The following is a 23,443-nucleotide window of genomic DNA, read 5'->3' as shown; positions in this document are numbered from 1 at the left end:
GTTATGAAGAAATATATATTGTTTTTATTATCTGGCATGCTCATGACGTCCTGCATTGACACAGAAGTGTTGCCTAACGATGTGGTCATTGGCGAGGATTTCTGGAAAACCAAAGACGACGTGACGTCGATGGTGGCTGCTGCCTATAAAGAGATGAGCCAGGCGGGCGTGATAGAGCGCTGCATCGTTTGGGGCGACTTCCGCTCAGACGAGCTTGAGGTCAACGAGATTGTGTTCAACGACTCGAAGCGTACGGACTTGGAGGAGATAAAGGTGGGAACGATGGACTACGAAAACCAGTTCTCAGACTGGGCTTCTCTCTATTCTGTAATCAACAAGTGCAACATCGTTCTTGAGAAGGCTCCGCAGGTGGTGAGCATCGACCCGAGCTACACCGAGGGAACGCTCCGCACCGACGAGTCGCAGATGCTCGCCCTGCGTGCGCTGTGCTACTTCTATCTTGTGCGTGCTTTCCGCGACGTGCCTGTGACCGATGGCGCTTATTTCAACAGCAGCCAGAATTTCGAGATTCCGCAGCAGGCTCCGCTCACCGTGCTCGACAAGTGCATAGAGGATTTGCAGAAAGCGCTGCAGACCCCGCTTTCACCCGACGGATACACCGACTGGCGCAGCGTTGGTTACATCAACCGCGATGCCATCAACGCCATCCTGGCCGACGTGTACCTTTGGCGCGCTTCCATGACGGGCAACTTGGACGACTATGACAAGTGTGTTGACTATTGCGACGCAGTCATCGAGTCGAAGAAAGCAAGGTATTTGTCAGACAACCAAGCCTCTGGCCCCAGCATCATCGGAAACATCGACCACGACGGCTACCCCCTCTATCCGGGCGAGTATGCTTATCAATACAATTTCATCCAAGGCAACTCGATGGAGAGCATCTTTGAGTTGCAGCTCGATGGTGAGAACATTTCAAACAGCGGCCTTATGCATTGCTATTGGAACTATGACGACAAAGCCCGTACCTACGGCTTGATGATGGCTCCGGCAAGCAGGTTTGCAACGGCAGGCGACGGCAATGTGTTTATCAAAGACAAAGATTACCGTTGGTTTGAAAGCTGCTTCAATGTGCAGAGCGCCGATGCAACTCAGTTGACAGTGTTCAAGATGGTGTCGCCTACGGGAACTGGCAATACCGAAGCCTCGCTCAAGCCCGTTACTGCAGTGATCACTCCAGGGAATACCAAGATTGACCAGAACTGGATAGTTTACCGACTCACCGACGTGATGCTCATGAAGGCAGAGGCCCTTGTGCAGCTTGAGGCTTCTGACGCCAACAACCTCCAGCGTGCGTTCAGCATAGTCAACACGGTCAACAAGCGCTCACTGGCTATATCTTCACCCACAGCCACCGACACACTGCAGTTCTCTTCTTACAACTCAAAGTCGGCCATGGAGCAGCTCGTGCTCGAGGAGCGTCAGCGTGAGCTGTGCTTCGAAGGCAAGCGCTGGTTCGACCTGATGCGCTACACTTACAGGAGCCTGCGTTCGGGAGATGCCAACGACCAGTCGGCACTTCTTCATCCCGATATGCTTCTGAGCGAGATGGGCGGACTGTCGAACATGGCTAAGACCAGCACTATACTCGGCAATATCCTCGGTTCGGACGTGCAGATGTCAATGGAGTCAGAGCCTTACCTCTACTTCCCGGTTAAGCAAAGTGAGATGAAAGTCAACTTCTTGCTGAAGCAGAACCCGGCATACGAGAAAATGGAAAGTATTCAGAAACAATAATAAGGAAATTAGAATATGAAAATCAACGTGAAATCATTGCTTAAGGCAGTCGGGGCTGTGTTCATCCCCGGGTGTATAGCATTGTCTTCCTGTACGGCTGAGCCGGATGAGTCTAACCGATTCACTTTTACGGGAGAGACCATTTATGACTTCCTTGTAAACAATGATTCGGCATATAGCAACTTCAATTACATTCTGCAGCGCTCAGGACAAGACAGGATATTGAGCTCTTATGGAGAGTATACTTGCTTTGCACCCAACAACAGGGCTGTGATGAGGTATATTGACAGTCTGTATAATGACAAGGAAAGCGTGGACGACGCCGGCAACTTGCTTCACAACGGCATGACGGAGAACTCTCTCGAGGGACTGAGCGACAGCCTTTGCGAAGACATCGCCATGTTCCATTTGCTGAAGACCGAGCTCACCACCACCGAGATGCTTACCTCTACCGGTGCTACATACCGCACATTGCTTGGCCGTTACATCACTGCCGGTGCAAGCGGAAGCCAGATTCTTGTGAATGGCAATGCCCCTATAGACCGCACGCTGTGCGACTATGAGGTGGTGAATGGTATCGTGCATGCTGTTGACAGGGTTATCCAGCGTTCAAACAAGCTTGTGGCACGCGAGCTCCAGACCGACTCTGTGCATTTCTCCATATTCTATGAGGCACTCGAGCGGACGGGTCTTGACAAGCAGCTTGAGACTCAGTATAAGACTCTTTCGGCCCAGGCACCCGCTTCAAAGGACGGTTACTATATACCGACCGAGTGCAAGAAAGGCTTCACTGTGTTTGCCGAGACCAACGATGTGTTCAAGGCTAACGGCATCAACAACTTCGACGACCTTGTTGCAAAGTGCAAGGAGTGGTATGGCAATGCCGCTTCCGGTTCGCGCAGCATGACTTCCGGATGGTACGACTACTTCCGCAACAATAACATTGAGGTCGACATGTCGTCTGACTATACCAAGCAGAACAACGTGGTCAACATGTTCGTGAGCTACCATATACTCAAGACAGCTGTCAATGCAAATGTGCTGGCGTTCAAGAACAACACCCACACCACTCACGGATGCACCGGCGACGCATACGATTATTACGAGACCATGCTTCCCATGACGCTCATCAAGGCATGGAAAGTGACATCTGAGGGCGACAAGATTTACCTCAACCGCTATGTCCAGAACAACACCCTGACCGACGGAATCGAGACAGTCGGTTCTGCAGCAATGCACCAGATGGTGTACAAAGGCGTTGAGGTTGACGTCGACTCGCTCAAGCAGCCGCTCAACGGATATGTCTATCCTATCAAGGACATCTTGCTTTACGATGGCAAAGTGCCATTGGGCGTGCTCAACGAGCGCATGCGTTTCGATGCGCTTACCCTGCTCGGCGAGACGATGGACAACGGTTTCCGTGGCGCTTATGTAAAGGATGTCACAGCACTCAACAGTGGCAAGTCGGCCGGCCGCGTGCGTTTCCCGGTTGACTATTTCGACAATGTGGTTGTGTTCAACGGCAACAATACCCAGTTGGACATGAACCTCGTGGCCGACCCGGGCTCAAAGGCATACTCGCTATACAAGGGCGACTCATTCCAGGGAATGGGAGTGTTCGACTTTGCCATCAAGCTCCCGCCCGTGCCGGACGGAACATACGAGATGCGAATCAACCTTGACTGTATGCCCCACGGCACCATGCTTCAGCTGTATATCGGCGACAAGCCCGAGATAGCATCGATGGAGCCGCTGAGCATACCTCTCGACATGCGCATGGCCATGGACGAGAACGACCCAGCCATCAAGGCCATGGGCTTTGTAAGGCTTGACGATGAGTCGTTGCACCCCGAGGCTTACGCCGACCGCGGACTTGAGACCGACAAGATAATGCGTTCACACGGATTCCTGCGTGGCCCGCTTTCAGTAAGGCGCCAGAACGAGAGCACCGATGCCTTTATCGTGCGCTTCATCCCTCACCAGTTCCGCCGCATCCTCGACACACGCCAGTTGCGTCAGCAAGACTACTGGCTCCGCCTCAAGACAGTGCTCGACGACGGCAACCTTGAGCGCAAGTTCCAGATTGATTATATAGAGTTTGTTCCGATAGGTGTGGCTCAGAACCAGCAATATCTTGAGGATTGGTATTGATTCCTTGTAAAATCAAAAAAGAATTATGATACGTAACAAATGTATATACAGCATGATAGCAGCAGCAACATTGCTTGCTGCTTCATGCACCGACTTCGATGATTACAACGAAGCGTACAAGACAGGTTCGCCTGAAAGCAAGAAGACTCTTTGGGAGAACATTTCTTCGCGCAGCGACCTTACTGAGTTTGCGTCATTGCTCTATAAAGTTGGCTACGACAAGGAGCTTGGCAATACTCGATTCTATACCGTGTGGGCACCGCAGAACGGCACCTTCGACTATGCCACTTACGACCAGATGGACAGCACGTCGCTCGTCGACAGGTTTATCAAGAGCCATGTGGCAGACTACAACTTCACGGTGTCTTCAAGCATCAACGAGCGTGTTCACACCTTGAACGAGAAGTCGTTTGAGTTGCAAAACATCGAGGGATGCACCTACGGCGACCACAACATAGTTAGCCTCAACAATCCGAGCATCAACGGTATTTACCACGTGATGGACGGAGCGGTGCAATACTTGCCCAACATCTATGAGTATATCTTCGACCAGGCAGACACCGACAGCCTCATTGCTGCATATTTTGCGAAATATGAGTCAGAGGAGTTGGATATCAAGAACAGTGTGCCCGGGCCTATCGACTCTCTGGGCCGGCAGACCTACAGCGACTCTGTGATGATAATGAACAACACCTTGTTCAGGGAGCTGAATGCCCAGATTAACAATGAGGACAGTATGTACACCATGCTGTTGCCAACTGATGAGGCATACACCAGCTCATACGACCAAATCAAGAACTCGTTCAAATACAACACAGAGACCAAGTATTATCCTATCACTACCGACGGAGTTGGGTCTGTGCTGACAAAGAGCGAGGCCAACAAGGATTATGATGGGGCTTACCTGACCGACTCTCTTGCAAAGCTTTGCATTGGCTCAAGCCTTATACTTGCCCATAGCAACAAGTACAATTTCTGGCTCGACGAGGTGGACGGCCCGCAGAATGGTTTGCTCGATACCCTCATGACAACTTCCCATATCAAGCTTTCTGGTGGCGAGGAAATAGTGTCTCACACTATCGGCTCTCCCGAGAAGATGAGCAACGGCTATGCACGCCGTGTCGACTCTTTGGCTCTTAAGCCCTGGGAGGTTTGGAATCCCGAGCTCAGCGTCAATGTTTACAGCACCGATGTACGTCCTTTGGTAAAGGAGGCCGCTGTCAACACTGTCGAGGTGACGACCTACGATTTCAACGAGAGCGTTGGCGACTACATATCAAGGTATATCGACCTCGTTCCCAACAACGACAGAACGGCTCGTCCGGAGGCATATTTCTATCTGAATGGGATAAGGTCGACGAAATACAACCTCTATGTCGTTTTCGTGCCGGCCTGCATCAACAAGAACTCAACCGAGCAAGAGAAGATCATCCAGTTTGACGTCAATGTGAACTATATGAACGAGAAAGGCAATATCGGAACCGCTTCGTCTCCTACCAAGAAGTTTACCAAGCTGCTCACCGACTCGGCCAATCTCAACAAGATAGACACATTCTTGGTAGGCGAGGTTGACTTCCCATATGCATACGTTGGCATCAGCGATGATTGCAAGCCGTATGTCAGTGTCAAGATTAACCGCAACGTTTATAGTTCAAAGGAAAAGAACTATGGCAACAGGATGCGTATAGCCGGTTTGATTCTCCGTCCGGTTGATTATGACGAGTACTTAAAAAAAGAAGATGAAAGATTATGAACACTGTTATATATAATATCCATAAGTCGTTTTTCAGGAACGCTTTCTTCGCACTTTTAGTGGGGTTGGCTGTGCCGGCTTACGCTCAGGATGAAGTTGCTGCCGACGATGAGCAGGCCTCTTCGGTTCATCGAGCTCCAAAGATTGAGCCGGAGAAGTATGAACTCGTGTCTGTCAAGGGAACCGTATTCGAGGAGTCCAGCAAGAAGCCTTTGGCCGGTATTCAGGTCAAGGCGCTTGGCAACGCCCGTTACACGGCCATGACCGACGAGAAGGGGCAGTTCGAAATCAAGGTACCCAAGTTCACCACTTCGCTGTTTGTCTATTCGCCAGAGTTCCTATCGCAGCAGGTTGCCATCGGCAAGGGCGACGATCTCGTTATCTATATGTTGAGCGACAAGTATCGCCCGATGTATGAAGACGCAACGAACATCACGGCTTCGCGTTCCATCAAGTCTGATGCAACAGAGAACTACACCCTCGACACAGAGCTTGAAGACAAGTTGCTGGCAGACATGCGCACCACCCAGCGTTCGGCAATGCTTGGCGTCGGAGGCGACATGTTTATCCGAGGCATCAACTCACTGAATGCTAATTCGCAGCCGCTTATCATCGTCGACGGCGTAGAGCTCGACATGCAGCGTGACCGTGCGGTGCTGCACAGCGGCAATTTCTTCAATATGCTGGGCAATATCATGCCTGCCGACGTAGAGAAGGTGACGGTGCTGAAGAACGCCACAGCCCTTTATGGTGCCCGCGGCGGCAATGGCGTCATCCTCATCGAGACCAAGCGTGGCCATAGCATGGCAACGCGAATCGACGCCAACCTTTCGGTAGGCGTGACGCTGATGCCACGCCTGCAGACCGTCATGGATGCCTCTCAGTATCGCATCTATGCTACCGAGATGCTCGGCACAGTGCCCAACCTCGACGTCAACTCGTCGGCATTCAAGTTCCTCAACGATGATCCCAATGGTTATTACTACCATACGTATCATAACAACACCGATTGGCAGGACGAGGTTTACCAGACGGCATTGACGCAGAACTACAGCATCAATGTGCAAGGAGGCGACAACATCGGTATGTACAACCTCTCTGTGGGCTATGTCGATGGCGAGACAACCTCAAAAGGCAATGCCTACAATAGGATGAACGTTCGCTTCAACACCGACATCAACATCCTTAAGAATCTCTCAACCAAGTTCAACCTGTCTATTTCGCGAATGCAGAACGACCTGAAAGACGACGGCGTGCAGGAAGACTTCGATGCCGCAACACCGACATCGCCCACATTCCTCGCTCAGATTAAGTCGCCGCTGGTTGCACCTTACCAGTACAACCAGTACCTGGGAGGATTCTCCAACCTGCTCAGCGAGGCCGACGACTTGTTTGACGCTGTCGGCACGGAGCATTCGCTTTCAAACCCTGTGGCCATTCTGGCGCAGGCTCACGGCGACAACAAGAACTTCCTTGAGAACACCTACTTCCAGGCAATGTTGGAGCCTACGCTTAAGTTGGGCAACGACTGGCGCATTACCACAGCGTTCAGCTATACCCTCAACCGCAACTCGCAGCGCTACTACCGTCCTAACACGGGTGTGGCCGGGTTCAACATACCCGATGTAGGCTTGGTTTACAACCAGTTCTCTACATATTATGCCAAGGAGAACAACATCCTCAGCAACACGCGAGTAAGCTACTCTCACATCTTCGGTGCCCACTCGCTGAGCGCTTTCGTTGGTTTCCGTTACAATTACTTCTCGTACGACGGCGACGGTATCTCAACCCAGTACACAACGCGCCAGGACGACAAGAACCCGCAGATTTCTGCCAACACCAACAACATCATCTCGGCCTTCGGTGCCAATGATGTATGGAAGCAGATACAGTGGTACGGCAACGTAGACTATAACTACCAGAACCGTTATTTCCTCACACTGTCGCTCCTTGGCGAGGCCAACAGCCGTTTCGGCGACAACAGCGACGGGCTCAGCATGTTCGGTGTGCAGTGGCAGGTTTACCCCAGTGTACAGGCCGGATGGGTGGTTACCAACGAGAAGTGGTTCCCGAAGAATGCCGGAGTTGACTATCTGCGCCTCAATGTTGGCTACGACATCAGCGGCAACGACGACATTGCCAGCAATGCCGTGCGCACCGTTTACGCCATGGTGAAGTACGACAACCAGGCCGGCTTGCAGCTCAAGAACATCGGTAACGACAAGATAAAGAGCGAGACGATGAAGAAGTTCAACGTGGGCTTGCAGACCAACTTGCTGCACAACCGTGTCGCATTGAGCTTTGATTACTATATCAACAAGACGAGCGACCTGCTCACTCTGAAGACCTTCACCGACCCGATTGCCGGCCAGAACAACTACTGGACCAACAGTGGCGAGATTCAAAACACCGGTTTCGAGGTCATGCTTTCCGGCAAGCCCGTCGTGGCAAAGGACTGGGATGTCGAGATTGGCGCCACTGTGGGCCACTACAAGAACGAGGTCAAGTCGTTGCCTGATGGCGATTACCTCTCTTCTATATATGGCGAAGACAACATCCTCACCTCTGTGGGCAACCCTGTGGCCCTGTTCTACGGCTACGAGACAGCCGGTGTGTTTGCCGACGATGCAGCCGCACGCGCAGCAGCAAAGCAGGACGGTGGCCATGAGTATCTCTACATGCTCGACAACACCGGCAAGGAAATGTATTTCCAGGCTGGCGACATCCACTTCGTCGACCGCAACGATGATGGCAAGATTGACGAGAGCGACCGTACGGTCATCGGCGACCCGAATCCCGACATCTACGGCAACATCTTTGCTTCTGTCAACTGGAAGAACTTCACGCTCAGCCTCAACTTCAACTACAGCCTCGGCAACGACGTGTTCAACTACCAGCGCATGATACTCAACTCGGGCAGCAACTTCTACAATCAGCAGGTGGCAATGACCGACCGCTGGCACTATGAAGGCCAGGTGACCGACATTCCGCGCATAGCCTATGGCGACCCGATGGGCAACAGCCGCTTCAGCGACCGTTGGATTGAAGACGGAAGCTATCTGCGCCTGAAGACCCTCAAGCTGACATACCGCGTTCCTGTCAACTTCAGCTGGCTGCAGGGTCTTGCTGTGTGGGCAGAGGCAGTCAATCTGTTTACTCTTACCAATTATCTTGGCAACGACCCCGAGTTCAGCATTGGCCGCGGTTCGTTGTACCAGGGCATAGATTGTGGCAACCTTGCCCAAAGCCGTGCATTTACTTTTGGAGTGAAGATAAATCTATAAGAAAACGAAATCATGAAGAAGATAATATTTTCAGTTATCTGTATGATGACGCTCTTTGTGTCGTCATGTAGCGATATGCTCGACGTTGAGACAAGCCGCGAGGTTGAGCTGCCCTCCATCGGGCAGGCCTCCGACTCCTTGTTCTACGTGCTGGGCATAATGCAGGCAGTGCAGCAGGCTGCCGACGCCTACTACATTCAGAATGAGATGCGTGGCGACCTGGTCGACGTCACCGTGCATTCAGACCTCAACTTGCGTGAAATGGCAAACTTCAGCGCCACGGCTTCCAACAAGTACGACAGCGCTTACGTTTACTACCGCATCATCAACAACTGCAACTACTACATTGCCAATCGCGACACCACCTTGTATGACGGTACATACAATGTCACACAGTCGGAGTATGCCACCGTGCTGGCTTTCCGTGCGTGGGCTTACTTGCAGCTTGCCCGCAATTACGGCAAGGTGAAGTTCGTGACCAAGCCGCTCACCTCTTTGAGCGACATCGAGAACGACAAGTCTGAGGAGCTTGGCATCAAGGAGATTGTTGCACGCCTGGCCGACGAGGGCAACACCGCGTTGAGGCGTTACAGTGGGCTCGACCTGCCCTACGGCAATGGTGTCATTGGCAGCTATTACATTCGCTCAATGTGCATCCCCGTCGACGTTATCCTTGGCGAGCTCTATCTTGAGGCCGGGCGCTATGCCGAGGCTGCCGACTATTACTTCAAGTACCTGCTTAAGTATAAGATGGTGGCCAGCGACCAGCGTTCTCCTGTTGAATTGTCGAATATGTGGGATCTCAATTTGCCCAACGACTTCCTGCCAGAGTCTTCCGGCCAATGGTTCTCTAATAACTTTTCTCTCATATCTACATCAACGTCACTCGACGGTCGCATCACTTATCTCCCCATGGCGCTGAACAAGTTTAAGGGAGTTACGTCGGAGATACCCAAGTTGTTCGGTTTTGACTATTACCTAACTTCCGGCGACGAAGATGCCACTACGGACGAGAAGTATCAGGCCAAGTTCATGGACGAGCAGCAGATAGTGCCGTCCTCTGCCTACAAGTCGCTGGCCAACAACTCTCTTTATTACTACACGTCGAGGTTTGCCGGCCATGAGAACGAGAAGGGCGCGCTCAGCATTGGCGACCAGCGTGCAAAGGCTCGCGTGGTTCAGCGCAGCAATGTGGGCGGCGTCGACACCATGGAGTATCAAAGGCTGTTCACTTATGCACCGCAGATCATTCTCTACCGTTCTTCCACCGTGTGGCTGCATCTGGCTGAGGCGTTCAACCGCATGGGTTATCCCGACGCAGCTTTCGCCATCTTGAAAGACGGCCTTACCACCAACCTGCTCGCGGATACGACCTACATCACCGATGGCACCAAGGAGTTGCTCACCGGTCGCTATCCGTTCCTGATAGGCGAGGGTGCCTCTATCTTCAGCGGCACGGGTGGGGCGCGCAACTACGGCATCCATCGCCATGGTTGCAGCGACGCCAGCGGCATCGACGGCGTTTACTCGCTCTATCAGATGGACACCGAGGTTTTGCGCAAGCTCGACGAGATAGAGAGCATGTTTGAAGTGACCTCTGCCGGCAGCGAAGACTCTCTCGCCGTTATCGTCAATGCTGTAGAAGACTTGCTGTGCGACGAGTACGCCATGGAGTTTGCTTTCGAAGGCTGCCGCTATGCCGACCTCATGCGCTTGGCCCGCCATAAGAACGAGTCGAGCCCTGCCGGCTACGGCACCAACTTCGGAGGCCGTTGGCTTGCCCGCAAGCTGGCGTTCAAGAATCCGGTCAAGAATCTTGAAGACGAGCAGAATTGGTATCTTCCGATGAAGTAATGCCATAAATTGAGTTTTTTCACATGCAATGGCCGCATGCACGCATGGGCGCGCATGCGGCCATTTTGTTTGTTCATTTGTTACACCGCCGTCACGCGGGACGTTTTCGTACGTATTTCATATTTTTCGTACGAAATGACAATGCCATTGTCGTTGCCGATGCTTAACTTTGCGCACGAAAGCCGGCAGAGGCTGCCGCAGTGCCATGGCAGCGGCCCGCAGGCCGGCATTGGCGTCAGAGAAACAATCAATACATATAATGATGACATATTTCAACCGTTTATCCCTTTATGGCTGTGCATTGGCCCTGGCTTGCCTGCATAATGCCTTTGCCTGCATGGCAGCCCCGCCAACAGTCCGTGCAGTGGCCTCGCCGTCAGCAGAAGAGTCTGCTGCCGCAGACCCGCCAGTGATGGGCTGGAGTTCCTGGAACACCTATCATGTAAACATCAGCGACACGCTCATCATGCGCCAGGCCGACGCCATGGTGGCCAAGGGCCTCAAGGCGGCAGGCTATCGTTACATAAACATCGACGACGGCTTTTTCGGCTATCGCGACAGCACAGGCCTCATGCATGCCCATCCGCAGCGTTTCCCGCGCGGCTTGCGGCCCGTGGCCGACTACATCCACTCGCTGGGCTTCAAGGCCGGAATATATTCCGATGCAGGCAGCCACACATGCGGCTCGCGTTACGACAACGACGAGAACGGGTTCTGGGCCGGCCTGTACGGCCATGAGCGGCAGGATGCCGAGCTTTATTTCAACGACTGGGGCTTCGACTTCATCAAGATAGACTATTGCGGGGCGGGCACAGAGCTCAACCTCGACGAGCGCCGCCGATACACCGAGATAAGCGAGGCCTTCAAGAGTGTGGGCTGTGGCGACGTGGAAATCAACATCTGCCGTTGGGCTTTCCCCGGCACATGGGCCCGCAGCATTGCCCGCTCGTGGCGCATCAGCCCCGACATACGCCCCCGCTGGTCGTCGGTCAAGCGCATCATCGACCTCAACCTATACCTGTCGGCCTATTGTGGCGGCGGACACTACAACGACATGGACATGCTCGAGATTGGCCGCGGCATGCCCCGCAATGAAGAAGAGGTGCATTTCGGCATGTGGTGCATCATGAGTTCGCCGCTCATGATAGGCTGCGACATGCAGACCATACCCGAGGCGTCGCTCTCACTCATAAAGAACGAAGAGCTGATAGCCCTCAACCAAGACCCGCTCGGGCTGCAGGCCTACGTCGTTCAGCACGAGGGCGAGGGCTATGTGCTCACCAAGGACATCGGGTGCAGGCGGGGCACGGAGCGTGCCGTGGCCCTTTACAACCCGTCCGACTCTGCCTGCCACTTCAATGTGCCGTTGTCGCTGCTCGAGCTTGGCGGCCGGGTGAGGCTGCGCGACCTTGTAAGGCGTTGCGACCTGGAGCCCGTCAGCGACAGCATAGTGTGCGACCTGCCTGCCCGCAGCCTGCGCCTGTTGCGTGCCGAGGGCCTTTACCGCACCGACCCGGTGGCCTATGAGGCCGAGTGGGCTTACCTGCCCTGTTTCGATGCCCTGGGCAAGGTGAAGCACCAGGTGCTCTATGCCGCCAACCCCGACGCTTCGGGGGGCATGGTGGTGTCGTGGCTGGGCGGTCGCAAGGAGAACATAGCCCGCTGGAGCGACGTCTACAGCAGCCGCGGCGGCGCCTACGACATGACCATCACCTATGTGCCCGCCGCCCGCCGCAGGCTCGAGGTCACGGTCAATGGCACAACCACGCGCCTCTACGACCTCGCCTCCGAGGGGCGTTTGGCCACGGTGACCATACCCATTACGCTGCGCAAGGGGTTCAACACCGTCGAGATGGGCTATCCCTACGGCTGGACTGTCGACATAGACCGCTTCGAGCTTCGCCCTGCCGGCAGTGGCGGGCGCTGACAGCTGCCCCGCATGCCGGCATGACTGAAGGGCGCCGGGCGTGACGTGGTCACACGGCAGCCTGCCGTTACCGTTTACGTTTATGCATGTTTTTTTGTTTATGAAGAAAATACTGTTAGTTATGGCTGCCGCCATCATAGCCGCAGCCAGTGCCGTGGCCGGCGACCCCGACCCGTTGATGGGCAAGAAGATGGGTGTCATCGGCGACAGCTATGTGCGCAACCACCGTGAGCCGGTAGAGAACACATGGCACTATAAGTTTGCCATGAAGCATGGCATGAGGTATTACAATTACGGCCGCAACGGCAATTGCATCTCCGTCGACCTTGCCCGCTGGGGCGAAGGCATGTACCGCCGTTATGCCGACATGGCCGACTCGCTCGACCTCGTCGTAGTCATTGGCGGGCACAATGATGCCGCCCGCCTCGACAGCATAGGCATGGGCCTGTTCCGCGAGCGCCTCGGCGTGCTTTGCCGCGGGCTCATCGAGAAATATCCACGTGCCCAGATAGTTTTCTTCACGCCGTGGGTGTGCGATGGCTTTGCCGGTAGCAACCGCGAGCGTGTGGTCGACGCCATGCTCAGCGTGTGCGGCTCTTACGGCATACCCGTGTTCGACGCTGCCCGCCGTGGTGGCATCTATGCCGGCAGCGCCACTTTCCGGCGCATCTATTTCCAGGGTGGCGGCACCCGCGACACGGCCCACCTCAATTCGCGGGGGCACGACCGTTTCCTTCCGGTGGCCGAGTCGTTTATACTGCAATACACAGAGTGATGCGCCAACAAACCGTTTACCAATGACTTTCGGCGCCCATCGGCGGTTGGAGGCAACAGTGGCGGCTGTGGCTGCCTGGTGCCCCAGGCCGTCGTCAGCCATGGGCCCGCACAAAACAAATCGCAATTATGAAGTTTACCAACATCATCATGGCCTTGGCCTTCATGCCGCCCTGTGCGGCGTCGGCGTCGGGCGTCAGTCTTTCGCGCCTCACGGTAGAGGGCCGTGTGGCCCCTGTGGGCATCGACGTTGCCGTTCCCCGTTTCGGCTGGCAGATAGTTTCTTCCGGGCGCAACGTCCGCCAAGAGTCTTACCGTATCATAGTGTCGTCTTCCGAAGACAATGCGCGGAGCATGGTGGGCGACGTGTGGGACAGCCGCACCGTGGCTTCCGACTCGTCGCAATGGGTGGCTTACAAGGCCGCCCCCTTGCAGCCCAACCGCAAATACTATTGGCGTGTGCTTGTCAAGACCAACGTCGGCGACGCCGTGTGGAGCGAGCCGTCGTCGTGGTCGACGGGCCTCATGTCGCCAGAAAACTGGCGGGGACAATGGATTGGGCTCGACTCGCTGCTGCCCGGCGACGTTGCCGAGCGCCACAGCCGCATGGCGGTGCGCTGCTTCCGCAAGGAGTTCCGGGCCGGCAAGGGGGCCGTGAGCCGAGCCACTATCCACATTTCCGGACTGGGCAACTACGCCCTCTACATCAACGGCAGGCGGGTGGGCACCGACGTGCTCACGCCCGTGCCCACCGACTACACCAAGACAGTGGCCTACGACACCTACGACGTCACCTCGCTCATTGCGGGCCGCAATGCCGTGGGCGTGGCCCTTGCCCCTGGCCACTATTTTGCCCAGACACAGAATTACCAGACCAACGTGCGCACCACCTACGGTTACCCCAAGCTGCGCGCCAACCTCATCGTTGAGTATGCCTCCGGGCAGGCCGACACCATAGTCACCGACTCCACTTGGCGCTTCTTTGCCGGCGGCCCCATACGCTATGCCAACGAGTACGACGGCGAGCTCTTCGATGCCCGGCGGTGCGTGGCCGGCTGGGCCGAGGCCTCGTTCGACGACAGCAGCTGGGCCAGGGCTCGCGTCGTGGCCGCGCCCGGTGGCGTGTTGCGCGGCAATGTCACGCCGGCCATGAGCGTCTATTCGTCGGAGCGCCCGGTGGCCGTGCGCAGCTACGGGCGGCGCCACATTGTAGATTTCGGCACAAACGGGGCAGGGCGCCTGCGCCTCACGCTGAGGGCCGCTGCCGGCGATACCGTGCGCATACGCCATGCCGAGCTGCTGGCCCCGGGCGACTCGGCCCTCTATGTGGCCAACCTGCGCAGCGCCGAGGCCACGGCCTGGTATGTGGGCGACGGCCGCAGCCGGCGCTGGGCGCCCGAGTTTACATACTACGGCTTTCGGTATGCCGAGATAACTGGCGTCGACGACATCGGGGAATGCGACGTGGTGCGCGAGCTCATTGCCGACCGCATGGACGATGAGGGCACCGGCTTCGCCGCCTACGAGGCCGGGGGCGAGAGCATGCTCAACGCCATAGTGGCCAATGCGCGCCGGGGCGTGAGGAGCAACTACAAGGGAATGCCCGTCGACTGCCCCCAGCGCGACGAGCGAATGCCGTGGCTCGGCGACCGCACCACGGGCTGCCTGGGCGAGAGCTACCTCATGGACAACCATTCGCTGTATGCTAAATGGATTGCCGACATACGCGACGGGCAGCGTGCCGACGGCCGCATCAGCGACGTGACACCTGCTTACTGGAGGCTGTACAACACTAACATCACGTGGCCGGCGGCCCTGCCTTTTGCCTGCGACATGCTTTACCGCCAGTATGGCGACCTGCGCCCCATGCGCGAGAGCTACATGTCGATAAAGAGGTTTCTCGACATGATAAGGCGCGACAACTATGATGGCGGGCTCGTGCCATACGACCGCTACGGCGACTGGTGCGTTCCGCCGGAGTCGCCGAAGCTCGTTCACAGCAAAGACCCGGCCCGCAAGACCGACGGGCGGCTCATCTCGTCGGCTTACTATTACTATCTGTGCCGGCTCATGCAGCGCTATGCAGGGCTGTTCGGCCTGGATGCCGATGCCGAGACATACTCGCGCGAGGCCGAGACCACGCTGAAGGCCGTCAACGACACCTTCCTCTGCCGGGGCCGCTATTCAAACGGCACTGTCACGGCCAACCTGCTGCCGCTGGCCATGGGCATGGTGCCCGAGGGCTACGCCCGTGGCGTGGCCGACAGTCTTGTCAACACCATAGTGGCCAAGAACGGCAAGCATGTCAGCGCGGGCGTCATAGGCATACAGTGGCTCATGCGCCAGCTGTCGGCGATGGGGCGCGGCGACCTGGCCTACGACCTGGCCACCACCGACACATACCCCGGATGGGGATATATGGTGAGCCGCGGGGCCACCACCATCTGGGAACTGTGGAACGGCGACACCGCCAACCCGTCGATGAACAGCGGCAACCACGTCATGCTGCTCGGCGACCTGCTGCCCTGGTGCTACGAGCACCTGGCCGGCATCAGTCCCGACCCGGCCTGTCCCGGGTTCAAGCGGGTGGTGCTCAAGCCCGACTTCAGCATCAGGCGGCTCACCCGTGTGGCCGCCTCCCACCGCTCGCCGTATGGCACCATACGCAGCGAGTGGTGGCGCGAGGGCTCTGCTGTCAGGTGGGCGGTGTCTGTGCCGGCCAACACCACGGCCGAGGTGCACCTGCCCGACGGCACCGTGCGCCAGATAGGCTCGGGCGACTATGTGTTCTGACTTTGCAGGGTGGGGCGGTGCCGTGTGGCTGCCGGCACTGCCCCACGCCGTCGCCCTGTTAGGGTTAAATGTCGTTAAGCAGCGTGGCGTTAGCCTTAATGTTTGTATTTTTGCATTCGGTTACTGACTACTGAAATAACATTAAGGAAAAATAAGCATGAAGAAGACTTTGTTTTTGTGTGCCGTGGCAGCCCTCGGAGTGGCCGCACAGGCACAGACGGCGCGCAAGCTGACCGTCAACCTGACGCCCGATGGTGCGTCGAACATACAGGTGTTCCTGCCCGAGACACCCTCGGGGCGGGCCATTGTGGGCTGCCCCGGCGGCGGCTATTCGCATCTGTCTATGCAGAACGAGGGCACCGACTGGGCCGAATACTTCAACAGCCAGGGCATAGCCTACTGCGTGCTCACCTACCGCATGCCCAAGGGCGACCGCTCGCTGCCCATGTCTGACGCACAGAACGCCATACGCACCGTGCGCGACAGCGCACAGGCATGGAAGGTGAATCCATACGACGTGGGCATCATGGGATTCTCGGCCGGAGGCCACCTGGCGTCGACCACTGCCACACATGCACCCATCGACGCGCGCCCCGACTTCCAGATACTGTTCTATCCCGTCATCTCGATGAACGAGCGCGTCACACACAAAGGCTCGGTGGTGGGCTTCCTGGGCGACGGCAGAGCCGACAAGGCCCTTGTCGACGAGTTTTCCAACGACAAGCAGGTGCGCCGCCACCAGACGCCCCCGGCCTTCATCGTCATGGCCGGCGACGACCGCGCCGTGCCGCCCCTGACCAACGGGCTGCCTTACTACACGGCGTTGCGCCGCGCAGGCATACCGGCCGCCATGCACATATACCCCTCGGGCGGCCACGGCTTCGGCTTCCGCTCGTCGTTTGCCTACCATAACGAGATGCTCGGCGAGCTCTCGGCATGGCTCAAGAGCCTCAAGGTACCCGACGCCGGGGCCAAGCGCGTGGCTTGCGTGGGCAACAGCATCACCGACGGGCACGGCATTGACATGGCCGACGTGCAGGGATATCCGGCGCAATTGCAGCGCCAGCTGGGCAGCGGATACTGCGTGCGCAACTTCGGCGTCAGCGGCCGCACGCTGCTCAACCATGGCGACCGCCCTTACATGAAGGAGAAGGCATGGGCCGAGGCCAAGGCTTTCGAGCCAGACATCGTGGTGGTAAAGCTCGGCACCAACGACAGCAAGCCGCGCAACTGGGACAACTACGGCAAGGAGTTTGCCGCCGACCTGCAGCAGATGGTCGACGAACTGAAGGCGCTGCCGTCGAAGCCTGCCATCTACTTGTGCTGCCCTGTGGCCTCGGACACCGGCAGCGGCAAGCAAGACGACAACCAGATACGCGACTCTGTGGTGGTGGCCGGCATCATGCCCGTGATAAAGAAGGTGGCCAAGAAAAACAAGTTGCAGGTCATCGACCTCCATTCTCTGCTCGACCCTAAGTCTGACTCGATGCAGCGCGACGGCATTCACCCCACGGCCAAGGGGGCGGCGGCCATAGCAAAGGCGGTGGCCGGGGCTGTGGTTGCAGGCGAGCGCTGACACCGCGTCGCGGGCTTGCCGAAGACATATCGAAAGCGTTTTTGTACGATATTACCAAAAAACGGACGAAAGTATACTTTTGCAATGGTTTCGTTGCCGTAATTTTGCACCCGTGAGTCGGCTGCGCCGCGCTACGGTCTGATTGCCGTTGGGCGCGCGCCTCTGCCGGGCTGCTGTTCGCGGCGGCCATTCATGAAAGTTTGATTATGTTAGTTTTGGTTAGTACAATACGTTTTTAGAAAGTACATTTGGTAGATATCTTTTTCTGGAAAGGCCTGGCTGTGAAGCCGGGCCTTTTTTAACTCCTGCATGCCGGCAAACCGCCGGTGATATGGCTTTGTTTCTTTCCCCGTCTTTCAAAGGGTTTATGCGCCGCCCCACTCGGCAGGCTTCGTGTCGGTTTTTTGTCATCCGGCGTTGCCGTCAATTGCTGCCGAGCTTGCGGCCTGTGCCACAGCAGGTTGCGACAGCTGCCGTTTTGCGTTGCCATAAGGGCCGTTTTACGACCCGAAACGGCCTGTTCCGCACTGCAATACGGCCTTTGTGGGATGCCTGTTGGGCCGCGTCCGGTGGCTTTGCGCTGCCGTGTCGCGTTTTTTCATCGCCTGCGGCGGCCTTCCGCCCGGGCTGCCTTGCCACAGCGTCCCGGCCGCCGGCACATGGCCCGGGCATGTTGGCGCATGGCGGCAGGTTGCAGCCCCGAGGCGCGCCTTGCTTAGGCTGCGGTGCCGCAACCGCGGGCCAAAGCGTACTAAATTACCGGTTTTTGTACGATTGTCGTGCTTATGTCGGGTGTTTTTTGGTAATTTTGTGCCGTTAAATGCTTTTGTAGCACCTCGCGGCAGCATGACGCGCATGGTTGCCGAGGGTGATGCGGATGAAGAAAATACTATCATAACTCAGCTTAAAACTAAAAGACAAAACGGCAATGAGAAAATTTTACATCGGTCTTTTGATGGCGGCCATGCTGCCATCCTGCCTGTATGCACAGCGGATACAGCAGAAACTGGGACGCTCGGTGGTGGCCGTGGCCGGCAGCGACAACGTGCTCGTGACGTGGCGCAAGCTGGCGCAGGAGCCCGAGAACTGCACGTACAACCTGTACATGCGTAAGCAAGGTTCGTCGGACTACACCAAGGTCAACGCCGAACCTATTGTCAACACCAACTACCAGGCCACGGTTTCAACCATACCCTACGGAACTGAGCTGGCTGTGACCATGGTTTCGCCCGACGGGACGGAAGGCGACAAGAGTTCCCCATTCCTCTTTCAAAGCCATGCTTACAACAATGTGTTCATGGACATCGACTTCGAGGCGGCGGTGCTCAATCCCAACAATTACGAGTTTAAGTATGCCTGGCCCATGGACAACGACGGCGACGGCGAGTTTGACGCGCTGCTCGTTGACCGCAGATACTGCGGACTGGCAGGGCAGGCCGACCCCGGCACCACAACCACGAGCCACAAGCTGCAGGCATATACGTTCGACGGGCGCTGCCTCTGGACGGTAGACATGGGCCCTAACGTTGACATCGACGCCGGCCAGGGCGACATGGTGGTGGCTTACGACATCAATTGCGACGGGCGCACCGAGGTGATTGTGAAGAGCTCTGACGGCACGCGCTTTTGGAACAAGGCCGCCGAGACGTGGGGAAGCTACGTGGGCGGAAGCCAGGATGCCGACACCGATGCCGACGGTATTGTCGACTACACCAAGCAGGGCAAGCGCACCCCGCCTTATTATGTGTCGATAATCGACGGTGCAACGGGCGAGGAGATTGTGCACTCCGAACTCAACTACTCGGCCGTTACCGACGGGGCCGACAGCTACGGGCGCGACAACAGGGCCGACTATTACGACGACAACAACGGACTGGAGTATGCTTTCCTCGGAGGTTCGTTCTCGATATGCTACTTCGATGGCATACACCCGTCGCTTGCAGTGCAGTGTATGAACCGCCGAAAGAGCGACGGCCACCATTACTACATGTGCGAGTGGGCGTTTGACTGGACGGGCGGAAAGCCCCAAAACTGGCATCACGCCTACACGTGGCCCATGCGCAGCGCCAATCCGCCGGCCGCAGAGTTCCACCAGTTGCGCGTGGCCGACGTCGATGGCGACGGCATCGACGAGCAGCTCGGCGGCGGCTATGCAGTCAACTCGGTCAAGGGGCTCGTCATGTCGCCCGGAATAGGCCATGGCGACCGCTACGACGTGAGCGACATAGATCCCGACCGGCCAGGGCTCGAGGTCTACGCAATACAGCAAACCAACCTGATGGGGCAGCTGCTCTACGATGCCGCCACCGGCGAGCACATCAAAGAGTGGTACCTGCCGACCATCGGCGACGTGGGGCGCGGGCGGTGCATCGACGTAGACCCGGCCCACAAGGGCTACGAGGTGTTCTCGACCATGGGCAACCTTTACGACTGCAAGGGCAACGTGATAAAGGAAGGGGAGACCGCCTACCCCGTGGAGGCCGTGTGGTGGGATGGCGACCTGCAGCGCGAACTGATTGCCTCGAGCGGCGGCAGCGGCCGTGGCACCAACGTCCACGTGGCCAAGTACGACGGATCGCGCCTCATTCAGTTCTCGCGCGAGAGCGACTGGGCCGTCCATGCGGGCGGTGCCGTGCGCCCGGCGTTCATGGGCGACATCACCGGCGACTGGCGCGAAGAGCTCGTTCTCATGAAGCAGGACGACAAGACCAGCACCGGACTGATTGCATATTCTACCAACATACCCACCGACTACAGCTTCTACACGCTGCAGGAAGACCCGCACTACCGTCTCGACTGCACCACACGTGGCTACTACCAGATGCCGTGCACGGGCTTCTACCTCGGTGGCGACATGCCCTATCCTCCGCTCCCGCCTGTGATGGTGACCGACCTGCGTTGGCAGGGAGGCGGCACATGGGGCGCGTCGGGCTCGGGCTTCACCTCGTTTGACATGACTGCGGCGCAGGATTACGCCGACGGCAAGAGCGTGGTGTTCGACCTGAGCGGACAAAACGGGCAGCCAATACAGGTGAACTCTACGCTGAAGCCTTCGGCCGTTTACATAATGAACCCCAAGGGCCACGACTATGCCTTCAACGGCACAGGCTCACTGGCCGGCGACATGGAGCTGTGGAAGTCGCAGCAGGGCACTGCCACCATCGACATCAACCTTGACTTCACCGGGCGTACCATAATAAGCGAAGGCACGCTGTGCCTCAACGGCACCGTGGCCGGGCCGGTCGAGCTGCGCGCCAAGGGCACACTGGCCGGCGTGGCAAGGCTCAATGGCGACATCTCGTTTGAGAAGGCGCTCAACTACGAAGGCTGCCGCATCATGCCGGGAAATGACGCCGACAAGTTTGGCACAATGACTTTTGGCAAGAGCCTGACCCTGCCGGGCGACGTATACATAGAACTCAACGCCTCGGCAGCGCAGATGGGGCATGTCAAGGTTGATGGCGACCTGACGCTTGAAGGCACAAACACGTTTACCATCAATGCCGCCGAAGGGCAGATAGCCGTGGGAAGCTATGTGCTGGCCGAGTGTTCCGGCAAGCTCACGGCCGACCCCGACAGCATAGCCATGCGCGGACTGGACGGCGTGAACTGCGACGTGACGGTGGAAGGCAACCGCCTTGTGCTCACTGTCAACGAGTCGAGAGCCCCGATGAAGGATGTTGTGTGGACAGGAAACGAGTCGGACAAGTGGGACTACAAGGCCGACAACTTTGTTGCCGGCGGCGCTGCCACGCCGTTTGTAACCAACGATGCCGTGGTGTTCAACGACGAGTCGGCCAACCGCAATGTGGCTGTTGCCGACAACATGGTGACGGATGGCGTGACGTTCGACTTTGACAACGGCACCTATACGCTCTCGGGCGAAGGGGCAATAAGCGGCAACGGCGGTCTGACAAAGAACGGAAAGGGCGAAGTGAGGATGGAGCTGGTGAACAACAGCTATACCGGTCCGACCGTCATCAACGCCGGAACGCTCACTGTGACCAACCTCGCCGACGGCGGAAAGAACAGCTCCATAGGAGCCTCGACGGCCGAACAGGGCAACCTGCAGCTCAACGGCGGCACGCTGAAAGTAGACGCCACCAACATGGCCACAGACCACATAGTGACCCTGAGCGACACTGCGACCATCAACGTGGCGTCGGCTTCGGGCACCATCTCGCTCAAAGGGCTTGTCATGGGCGACGGTTACCTGGTGAAAGACGGCCCGGGACAGCTTAACTTTACATACGAAGGAGACAACACGTTTGCCGGCCTCATAGTGAGACAGGGCAAGGTTGCCACGGGCGCATGGAACGCAACGTTCTGCAAGCCCGGCTCGACAATGGTGCTGGCAGGCGGAACTGTCGACCTGCTCGACGTAAACAATTCAAGCACGAGGCCCGAGTTCAACTATAAGGTTACCGTGGTTGAGGGCACCGACAACACCGTCATGGGAACCATTCGCGGCGACATAAACGGCAGCTTCACCGGCAAGGGCAACCTGACCATCGTTTCCGACGGTGTGAGGAATGACATTGGGGCCGACTTCTCGAAGTTTGAGGGCACGCTGACTGCACAAGGCGAGAACTTCCGCCTGCAGGACAACGTCACCGACATGGGCATGACGAGCCTCGTGCTGGCCGACGGTGCCATCGTGAGACACTACAACGACAACGGCGGCAACAGCCGCGCGGTGAAGACGGTTGTGGGCTCTTTGGCCTCGAAGGCCACCGACTGCGAGCTGGGCAACGGCATCGACAGCTACGAGGTGGGCCAGAACAACAGCAGCACCAAGTATGCAGGGCGACTCACTGCCAAGACTATTACCAAGCGGGGAACGGGAACCCTGACCATCAGCGGCACAGAAAGCACTTCCGACCTTGTGGTTGACGAGGGGGCGCTCGACCTTTATTGCAATCCTTACACCGCCGCGCCGACATCGCTCACCAGCGGTGCGATCACTGTAAACGACGGCGCCCGTGTCATTGGCTACGCCGGGGCGGCTGCCATGGTGGTAAACAAGGGCGGCGTGATTTCTGCCGGCTACGACGACAGGACGGGCATGATGAAGTCTACGGGAAGCCTCACGCTCGGCGAGGGCAGCACCATCGTGGTGCGGCTCGGCCTCAGTTCGGGCTCAAGGAGAACTTATGACTCTTATAAGTTCAACGGTGCTGTGACCCACAATGCCGACACCGTGCTGGTGGTTGTGCCCGAAGGGCGCATGCTCGCAGCCGGCGACGAGTTTGATGTGTTTGACGGCGAGGGCAAGCAGAGCGGTTCGTTCATCATCAAGACCGTCAGCCCGGGCCAGGACATCACGTGGGACAGCTCCGACTTCCTGTCGGAGGGTGTGCTCCGGGTGGCCACTGCCGACGCCATCGGGGGCGTGGCGGCCGATGCGGCCCGCGTGGATGTCTACTCTGTCGACGGCATCAAGCTGCGTGGCGGGGTCTGCCGCGACAAAGCACTCGACGGGCTTGCACCCGGCGTATATATCGTCGGCGACCGCAAAATGGTGAAGGAGTGACCTTAAGGCAACATGTAAAGGGCGCGCGCAGCGGTGTGCGCGC

Annotated in this window: 10 protein-coding genes; all 10 read left to right on the top strand. The window is 57.2% G+C overall.

All coding sequences use genetic code 11. From position 1 onward, the window contains the following. The first annotated feature begins 3 nt into the window (after positions 1-3). The 10 genes from M3089_RS07740 to M3089_RS07695 all read left to right on the top strand — a co-directional run bounded on the left by M3089_RS07740 (position 4) and on the right by M3089_RS07695 (position 23,400). The gene (locus M3089_RS07740; RefSeq protein ID WP_249083128.1) at positions 4-1,755 is read left to right on the top strand and encodes a RagB/SusD family nutrient uptake outer membrane protein; all 1,752 of its coding nucleotides are present in this window, start codon (positions 4-6) and stop codon (positions 1,753-1,755) included. A gap of 15 nt (positions 1,756-1,770) precedes the next feature. After that, the gene (locus M3089_RS07735; RefSeq protein ID WP_249083126.1) at positions 1,771-3,906 is read left to right on the top strand and encodes a fasciclin domain-containing protein; all 2,136 of its coding nucleotides are present in this window, start codon (positions 1,771-1,773) and stop codon (positions 3,904-3,906) included. A 25-nt stretch (positions 3,907-3,931) separates the two neighbouring features. Then, positions 3,932-5,659 carry a fasciclin domain-containing protein gene (locus tag M3089_RS07730; RefSeq protein WP_249083123.1) on the top strand — a complete coding sequence of 576 codons (1,728 nt, stop codon included), beginning with the start codon at positions 3,932-3,934 and terminating at the stop codon, positions 5,657-5,659. Then, positions 5,656-8,943 (top strand): SusC/RagA family TonB-linked outer membrane protein, encoded by a 3,288-nt coding sequence (locus tag M3089_RS07725; protein WP_249083121.1) that lies wholly within the window; start codon positions 5,656-5,658, stop codon positions 8,941-8,943. Before M3089_RS07730 ends, M3089_RS07725 begins: the two co-directional genes overlap by 4 nt. 12 nt (positions 8,944-8,955) lie before the next feature. Continuing rightward, a complete protein-coding gene (locus M3089_RS07720) occupies positions 8,956-10,797 on the top strand; it encodes a RagB/SusD family nutrient uptake outer membrane protein (RefSeq protein ID WP_249083119.1) in 1,842 nt (613 codons plus the stop codon). A 337-nt stretch (positions 10,798-11,134) separates the two neighbouring features. After that, positions 11,135-12,724 carry an alpha-galactosidase gene (locus tag M3089_RS07715; protein ID WP_394802266.1) on the top strand — a complete coding sequence of 530 codons (1,590 nt, stop codon included), beginning with the start codon at positions 11,135-11,137 and terminating at the stop codon, positions 12,722-12,724. Positions 12,725-12,824: 100 nt separating this feature from the next. Beyond that, positions 12,825-13,499, top strand: coding sequence for an SGNH/GDSL hydrolase family protein (locus M3089_RS07710; RefSeq protein ID WP_249083115.1), 675 nt, complete (start codon positions 12,825-12,827; stop codon positions 13,497-13,499). Between the two features lie 128 nt (positions 13,500-13,627). Next, positions 13,628-16,291 (top strand): family 78 glycoside hydrolase catalytic domain, encoded by a 2,664-nt coding sequence (locus tag M3089_RS07705; RefSeq protein ID WP_249083112.1) that lies wholly within the window; start codon positions 13,628-13,630, stop codon positions 16,289-16,291. A gap of 157 nt (positions 16,292-16,448) precedes the next feature. After that, positions 16,449-17,867 carry an acetylxylan esterase AxeA1 gene (gene axeA1, locus M3089_RS07700; RefSeq protein ID WP_249083110.1) on the top strand — a complete coding sequence of 473 codons (1,419 nt, stop codon included), beginning with the start codon at positions 16,449-16,451 and terminating at the stop codon, positions 17,865-17,867. Positions 17,868-18,795: 928 nt separating this feature from the next. Continuing rightward, positions 18,796-23,400, top strand: coding sequence for a rhamnogalacturonan lyase family protein (locus M3089_RS07695; RefSeq protein WP_249083108.1), 4,605 nt, complete (start codon positions 18,796-18,798; stop codon positions 23,398-23,400). Positions 23,401-23,443 lie beyond the last annotated feature (43 nt).

The sequence above is a fragment of the Marseilla massiliensis genome (assembly GCF_023336985.1).
Lineage (GTDB): Bacteria > Bacteroidota > Bacteroidia > Bacteroidales > Bacteroidaceae > Prevotella > Prevotella intestinigallinarum.
Note: the sequence above shows the minus strand (reverse complement) of the source record. Positions and strands in the feature narration are given on the sequence as shown.